We start from the raw sequence: 2,534 nt of genomic DNA, 5'->3' as shown, positions 1-2,534 counted from the left end.
CAACACGGAGAGTTTGATCCTGGCTCAGGATGAACGCTGGCGGTCTGCTTAACACATGCAAGTCGAACGGAGTAGAAATACTTAGTGGCGGACGGGTGAGTAACGCGTGAGAATCTGCCTTCAGGACGGAGACAACAGTTGGAAACGACTGCTAAGCCCCGATGAACCGAAAGGGAAAATATTTATAGCCTGAAGATGAGCTCGCGTCCGATTAGCTAGTTGGGGGGGTAAAAGCCCACCAAGGCGACGATCGGTAGCTGGTCTGAGAGGACGATCAGCCACACTGGGACTGAGACACGGCCCAGACTCCTACGGGAGGCAGCAGTGGGGAATTTTCCGCAATGGGCGAAAGCCTGACGGAGCAAGACCGCGTGGGGGAAGAAGGCTCTTGGGTTGTAAACCCCTTTTCTCTGGGAAGAAAGTTGTGAAAGCAACCTGACGGTACCAGAGGAATCAGCATCGGCTAACTCCGTGCCAGCAGCCGCGGTAAGACGGAGGATGCAAGCGTTATCCGGAATGATTGGGCGTAAAGCGTCCGCAGGTGGCAGTTCAAGTCTGCTGTCAAAGACCGGGGCTTAACTTCGGAAAGGCAGTGGAAACTGAACAGCTAGAGTATGGTAGGGGCAGAGGGAATTCCTGGTGTAGCGGTGAAATGCGTAGAGATCAGGAAGAACATCGGTGGCGAAGGCGCTCTGCTGGACCATAACTGACACTCAGGGACGAAAGCTAGGGGAGCGAATGGGATTAGATACCCCAGTAGTCCTAGCCGTAAACGATGGATACTAGGTGTTGTCTGTATCGACCCGGACAGTGCCGTAGCTAACGCGTTAAGTATCCCGCCTGGGGAGTACGCACGCAAGTGTGAAACTCAAAGGAATTGACGGGGGCCCGCACAAGCGGTGGAGTATGTGGTTTAATTCGATGCAACGCGAAGAACCTTACCAGGACTTGACATGTCGCGAATCCTCTTGAAAGAGAGGAGTGCCTTCGGGAGCGCGAACACAGGTGGTGCATGGCTGTCGTCAGCTCGTGTCGTGAGATGTTGGGTTAAGTCCCGCAACGAGCGCAACCCTCGTGTTTAGTTGCCATCATTAAGTTGGGCACTCTAAACAGACTGCCGGTGACAAACCGGAGGAAGGTGGGGATGACGTCAAGTCAGCATGCCCCTTACGTCCTGGGCTACACACGTACTACAATGGTAGGGACAGAGGGCAGCCAACCCGCGAGGGCGAGCTAATCCCGTAAACCCTGCCTCAGTTCAGATTGCAGGCTGCAACTCGCCTGCATGAAGGCGGAATCGCTAGTAATCGCAGGTCAGCATACTGCGGTGAATCCGTTCCCGGGCCTTGTACACACCGCCCGTCACACCATGGAAGTTGGCCACGCCCGAAGTCATTACTCTAACCTGTAAAGGAGGAGGATGCCGAAGGCAGGGCTGATGACTGGGGTGAAGTCGTAACAAGGTAGCCGTACCGGAAGGTGTGGCTGGATCACCTCCTTTTAGGGAGACCATCTGATAATAGACCGAACCTAAAATATAGGTCGTTGTCAGTCATCCCTGGTCGTTCGAGGAATAGATGTCAAAGCTTTCAAACTATTAACTGGTTCGGAACTCGCGGGCTATTAGCTCAGTTGGTTAGAGCGCACCCCTGATAAGGGTGAGGTCCCTGGTTCAAATCCAGGATGGCCCACCTGGAAAAAAAGTGATGAATTGTCAGTAATGAGAAATGGATAATCAAAGATTAATTCAGGACTCATAAAATCAAAATCAGAACTTACAAGTGTGGGGGTATAGCTCAGTTGGTAGAGCGCCTGCCTTGCACGCAGGAAGTCAGCGGTTCGAGTCCGCTTACCTCCACTCTCACTAACTATCACAACCGCCAAAAAAACCCAAAAAAATAGAAATCAGCACCCAGACTAACTTTGTCAAAGAAGGTCAAAAAAGAAGTCGGAATGCTGGAGTCTAAAACTCTAGTCAGAACCTTGAAAACTGCATAGAAATTAAGTCATCAAAGCGTGTCTATCATCCGAGAAATCGGAGCATCAGACAAGCGACCACCATGAAAAAATCAAGTGGTCAAGTTACAAAGGGCTAACGGTGGATACCTAGGCACACAGAGGCGAAGAAGGACGTGGCGACCGACGATAAGCTCCGGGGAGCTGGAAGCAAGCATTGATCCGGAGATGTCCGAATGGGGCAACCCAGTAAGCATCAGTTGAATACATAGACTGATAGCGGCGAACCCAGCGAATTGAAACATCTTAGTAGCTGGAGGAAGAGAAAGCAATAGCGATTTCCCAAGTAGTGGTGAGCGAACGGGAAACAGCCTAAACCAGAGGTTTTTACTTCTGGGGTCGTGGGACAGTCAATTAACGTATCTTGAAGCTAGACAAAGCAGTTGAAAGCTGCACCAGAGAAGGTGAAAGTCCTGTAGTCGAAAGTAGAAAAGAGCGTGACTGTATCCCGAGTAGCACGGGGCCCGTGAAATCCCGTGTGAATCAGCGAGGACCATCTCGTAAGGCTAAATACTACT

Annotated in this window: 2 tRNA genes and 2 rRNA genes (1 of these 4 cut by a window edge); all 4 read left to right on the top strand. The window is 51.3% G+C overall.

Going from position 1 to position 2,534, the window contains the following annotated elements:
• Window position 1: 1 nt before the first annotated feature.
• Window positions 2-1,501, top strand: a 16S ribosomal RNA gene (locus QUB26_RS31115).
• A 116-nt stretch (window positions 1,502-1,617) separates the two neighbouring features.
• A tRNA-Ile gene (locus QUB26_RS31110) sits at window positions 1,618-1,691 on the top strand.
• 94 nt (window positions 1,692-1,785) lie between these two features.
• Window positions 1,786-1,858 (top strand) — tRNA-Ala (locus QUB26_RS31105).
• A gap of 217 nt (window positions 1,859-2,075) precedes the next feature.
• A 23S ribosomal RNA gene (locus QUB26_RS31100) occupies window positions 2,076-2,534 on the top strand (it continues 2,445 nt past the right edge of the window).
• Together the 16S and 23S rRNA genes with 2 tRNA genes alongside form the textbook arrangement of a ribosomal RNA operon.

The organism is Microcoleus sp. B4-C1 (assembly GCF_036705285.1).
Lineage (GTDB): Bacteria > Cyanobacteriota > Cyanobacteriia > Cyanobacteriales > Microcoleaceae > Microcoleus.
This window is presented reverse-complemented; position numbering and strand designations above follow the sequence as displayed.